Source organism: Pseudomonas sp. Pse35 (assembly GCF_024519715.1).
Taxonomy (GTDB): domain Bacteria; phylum Pseudomonadota; class Gammaproteobacteria; order Pseudomonadales; family Pseudomonadaceae; genus Aquipseudomonas; species Aquipseudomonas paracarnis.
In genome coordinates this window covers 1-4450 of sequence record NZ_JALJRP010000066.1, presented here as the reverse complement: position 1 = coordinate 4450, position 4450 = coordinate 1, and the positions used below count along the sequence as shown (strand labels likewise).

Annotated in this window: 4 protein-coding genes; 2 read left to right on the top strand and 2 right to left on the bottom strand. The window is 59.9% G+C overall.

What is annotated here, in order from left to right; translation table 11 throughout:
- Nucleotides 1-296: 296 nt before the first annotated feature.
- Nucleotides 297-884 (bottom strand): NUDIX domain-containing protein, encoded by a 588-nt coding sequence (locus tag OC445_RS26765; protein WP_198791232.1) that lies wholly within the window; start codon nucleotides 882-884, stop codon nucleotides 297-299.
- A 165-nt stretch (nucleotides 885-1049) separates the two neighbouring features.
- Between OC445_RS26765 and OC445_RS26760 the strand changes: the two genes are divergently transcribed.
- The gene (locus OC445_RS26760) at nucleotides 1050-1976 is read left to right on the top strand and encodes an alpha/beta hydrolase (RefSeq protein WP_072448848.1); all 927 of its coding nucleotides are present in this window, start codon (nucleotides 1050-1052) and stop codon (nucleotides 1974-1976) included.
- A 192-nt stretch (nucleotides 1977-2168) separates the two neighbouring features.
- Here the strand turns inward: OC445_RS26760 and OC445_RS26755 are convergent, their stop codons facing one another.
- Complete coding sequence (locus tag OC445_RS26755) at nucleotides 2169-3329, bottom strand: alpha-hydroxy acid oxidase (protein ID WP_054898676.1); 1161 nt, start codon at nucleotides 3327-3329, stop codon at nucleotides 2169-2171.
- Nucleotides 3330-3449: 120 nt separating this feature from the next.
- On the opposite strand from OC445_RS26755, the gene OC445_RS26750 reads away from it, so the two are divergent.
- A complete protein-coding gene (locus OC445_RS26750) occupies nucleotides 3450-4235 on the top strand; it encodes a DeoR/GlpR family DNA-binding transcription regulator (protein ID WP_054898675.1) in 786 nt (261 codons plus the stop codon).
- Nucleotides 4236-4450: the final 215 nt, after the last annotated feature.

Here is a 4450-nt window from a genome sequence, read left to right as displayed (position 1 = left end):
TAAGCGAGGTGCCGAGTGGTGGGGCAAGAGCGTTTTGCTTACTTTTGCGCTTTTCAAAAGTGAGCCGCTGTAAAAGCGGAACCCTAAGTGGCCGCTACCGCAGGAATGGATATGTACACGGTCCAACTGTGTTGACTGTCAGGCCGTCTTCGCAGGCAAGCCAGCTCCCACATTGGATCGCGGGGCATCAGTTATATCTGTGTCGGCTGCCAGGCCGTCACGGGAGCAAGCTCCCTCGCCACAGATTCAGCGTCGTGCCAAAGTTGTGTAGATACCTATGCACATGAAGGCATACCTCACCACCCCTCTTTCAACATCCGCAGCTCCAGATGCTGCAACAACATAATCGTCTTGCCATCCACAATCTCCCCGCTCTGCACCATCGCCAGTGCCTGCTCAAAGCCCAGCTCCAGTACCTCGATATCCTCGCCCTCTTCTTCCAGGCCTCCGCCCGCTCCCACTCGGTCGCCTGGCTGGTATTCACCGATAAAAAAGTGAATCCGCTCCGTCACCGATCCCGGGCTCATGAACGCCGCGTAGATTTTCTCAACATGCCCGACGCGATAGCCGGTCTCTTCCTCGGCCTCCAGGCGGATGCGTTCTTCGGCGCTGGCGTTATCGAGCAAACCGGCCGCCGCTTCAATCAGGTAGCCGGGGTAATCGTTGACGAAAGTGGGCATGCGGAACTGGCGAATCAGCAAGACTGTGCGTTGCTCACGGTTGTACAACAGGATGGTCGCACCGTTGCCCCGGTCATACACCTCGCGGGTCTGGGCTTGCCAACTGCCGTCGCGACGGCGCAGGTCGAAGCTGTATTTCTTCAGCAGGTACCAGTTGTCCGAGAGGGTTACTTCGGCGGTGATGCGCACGGGGCTGTTGTTCATGTGTGGGCCTTTGCAGGTAGGGCAGGTTCAAGCCGTCCACCCTATCAACCCGCGCGAGGATTGTTCAATGCTGTAACACTTTCATCCGTCACGGCCGTCGCATTAATGCCTACCCGCCCAGGCCATCTGGTAAAACCCGTGCTTCATCTTTGTTCTGGAACCTTCATGTCTTCTGTTTCTATGCCCCGCCGGGGCCTGCGCTGGCTTGTCTGGCTGTGCATGGCCGTGTTGGTTGTCGGCCTGCCGGTCGGCTGCGCCGTGTTGCAACACAAGGAACGCGAACTTGTGTTTCGCATCGAGCCGGGAACCGCCGGCTGGTACACCGGCCTGCCCAAGGCGGTGCAGGAATTCGAACTCACGCCCGCCAGTTTCAAAGCAGGGCAGAACATTCATGGCTGGTGGTACCCGGCAGCCAACAAAGACGCGCCCGCCATCCTCTACCTGCACGGGGTACGCTGGAACCTCACGGGCCAATTGTTTCGCATCGAGCAACTGCATGCCCTGGGCTTTTCGGTCCTGGCCATCGACTATCGCGGCTTTGGCCAAAGCCAGGGCGACCTGCCCTCGGAAGCCACGGTGTACGAGGACGCACGCATTGCCTGGGAGCGTTTCCAGACCCTGCAACCAGACCCCGGCAAACGCCTGATCTACGGGCACTCCCTGGGTGGCGCGGTCGCCATCGACCTCGCTGCCGAGTTGGGCAAGCAGGTGCCATTGCCGGTGCGTGGGCTGGTGATCGAGTCCACGTTCACCTCCCTGGCAGATGTCGCCACGGCCGTTGCCAACACCTCATTGCCGGTACGCTGGTTGCTGTCGCAGAAGTTCGATTCCATCGACAAGATTGCCGACATCCACATGCCGCTGCTGGTGGTCCACGGCCTCGACGACCGCTACGTGCCGCCGCGCTTCAGCCAGCAGTTATTCGAAGCCGCCCAGCAACCCAAACACCTGTTGCTGGTGCCAGGTGCCAGCCATAACAACAGCATGAACCTCGCAGGGCGCAGCTATGGCCAAGCGCTGGAAAACCTGATGCGCACGAAGATGCCGGCTCAGGTGGTGACACACTCCACAGGCCGCGATAACGCCTCATAAATACGCTTTTCGGCACTGGGTTCGCGCTTGGCTGTCAAGCGCAAACCCTGGCCATGTTGGCCCGAAATACAAGTTGATCAAATAATGACCTTCGCTGAAATCGCCAACGCTGCCGGGCCTTCGCAAAGTTATCCACAGAGATACCCACGGTTTTCGTGGACAACTCTTTTTATATTTTTACGGTTTTTTTGCTCAAGCCGTGCTTCCAGGAAAGGTACCGGGCAACAGGATTTCGCGATTCACTTCGCGTATATCCTTATAGCCACAGAGCGCCATCGACACATCCAGTTCGCGGGCGATGATATCGAGGGCCTTGGTCACGCCCGCCTCGCCCATCGCCCCCAGCCCATACAAGTGCGGGCGGCCAATCATGGTGCCCTTGGCGCCCAGCGCCATGGCCTTGAGCACGTCCTGGCCGGAACGAATACCGCCGTCGAGCCACACTTCAATGCGGTTGCCCACGGCCTCGACAATCGCCGGCAATTGGCTGATGCTCGACGGCGCGCCATCAAGCTGGCGGCCACCGTGGTTACTCACCACCAACGCATCGGCACCGCAATCGGCCGCCAAGCGCGCATCCTCCACATCGAGAATGCCCTTGATGATCAGCTTGCCGCCCCAGCACCGCTTGATCCACGCCACATCGTCCCAGCTCAGGCGCGGGTCAAATTGCTGGGCGGTCCACGACGACAGCGAACTCATGTCGGCCACGCCCTTCACATGCCCGACGATATTGCCAAAACCACGCCGCTGGGTACCCAGCATGCCCATCACCCAGCGAGGCTTGGTGATCATGTTGAGAATGTTCGGCAGGGTCAGCTTGGGCGGCGCGGACAAACCATTGATCAAGTCCTTGTGGCGCTGCCCCAGAATCTGCAAATCCAGGGTCAGCACCAATGCATCCACCCCGGCCGCCTTGGCGCGCTCGATCAACTGCTCGATAAAACTGCGGTCGCGCATCACATACAACTGGAACCAGAACGGCTGGCCGACATGCTCGGCGATGTCTTCCAGCGAACAGATACTCATGGTCGACAAGGTGTAGCGCAGCCCGAACGCAGCAGCGGCACGGGCAGTGAGGATTTCGCCATCGGCGTGCTGCATGCCCGCCAGGCCAGTCGGCGCCAACGCCACGGGCATGGCCATGTGCTGGCCGATCATGCTGGCGCGGATCGAACGCTCGTCGATATTGCGCGCCACCCGTTGGCGGAACTTGATACGCGCAAAATCAGTTTCGTTGGCGCGGTAGGTGCTCTCAGTCCAGGAGCCGGAATCGGCGTAGTCGTAGAACATGCGGGGGACACGTTTTTGCGCCAGCTTGCGTAAGTCTTCGATGGTTGTGATCAACGGCATCGGGTCACCTCTCCCTGAACTGAACACAGAGAGTAACCGGCAGGAGCGTGGGCAACCAGCCGTTGCGTTTAGATGGGCCGGCGATTAATCTCGCACAAACCCGCAATAAAGCGCACAAACATGCATAACACTCATCAAGCCATCGACCTGCCTTCCCTGCGCAAACAGAAGATCTTGTTGTTGCTGGAACGCGACGGCAAGGTCACTGCCTCCGAGTTGGTCGAGCATTTTGCCGTGTCCCAGGACACCATCCGCCGCGACCTCGGCGAACTCGCTGCCGCCGGCCTGTTGCAACGCGTACATGGCGGCGCCCTGCCCCGACCCAAGGACACCGGCAAGGATTTCTTTACCCGTGTCGGGGAAACCAACGAGGTCAAGCGCCACCTCGCTCGCGTGGCGGCGGAGCGGGTTGAAGACGGCCAGATCGTGCTGTTCGATTCTGGCTCCACCACCTTGCAGATCGCACAGTGCTTGCCCCATGCACTGCACCTGACCGTGGTCACGCCATCCCCCATGATCGCCATCGCCCTGGCCGACCATCCGCATATAAAAGTGATCCTGGCCGGCGGCCAACTCAACCCCGCCACGCTCTCCACCGGCGGCCATGACGCGGTGCGGCTGATCCAGAGCGTCAAGGCCGACCTGTTGTTCACCGGGGTTTGCGCACTGCATCCGCAAGTGGGCATCACCTCGCTGCATTTTGGTGAAGTCGCCGTCAAGCAAGCCTTGCTCGACAGCGCGTCCCACGTCATCGCCGTGACCACCTCAGACAAGCTCGGCGCGGTGGAACCCTTTGTGGTGGCGCCTTGCAGCCGTATTCATACGCTGATTACCGAGTGGGACGCGCCGGAGGTGCAAGCATATGAACAGTTGGGGTTGCAGGTGCAGCGGGTGGACGTGCAGTGATGCAAACCCTGTGTAGAGCGAGCTTGCTCGCGAAAACGTCAACAATAACGCGGGTTTCCTGAATGAACGCGGCGCCTGAGCGTTTTTCGCGAGCAAGCTCGCTCCTACAAAAAGGGCAAGCCGGCCATCTGGAGAAGGTAACCACGATGCGAAGCGAGCCGCTCTTGATCTGCTTTTGATCTTGATCTCAGGCGCCCCGTTAAACCACGCTGGCC

Coding starts and splice junctions, on each gene's coding strand:
- OC445_RS26765 (WP_198791232.1), bottom strand. CDS start 884: ATGAACAACAGCCCCGTGCGCATCACCGCCGAAGTAACCCTCTCGGAC.
- OC445_RS26760 (WP_072448848.1), top strand. CDS start 1,050: ATGTCTTCTGTTTCTATGCCCCGCCGGGGCCTGCGCTGGCTTGTCTGG.
- OC445_RS26755 (WP_054898676.1), bottom strand. CDS start 3,329: ATGCCGTTGATCACAACCATCGAAGACTTACGCAAGCTGGCGCAAAAA.
- OC445_RS26750 (WP_054898675.1), top strand. CDS start 3,450: ATGCATAACACTCATCAAGCCATCGACCTGCCTTCCCTGCGCAAACAG.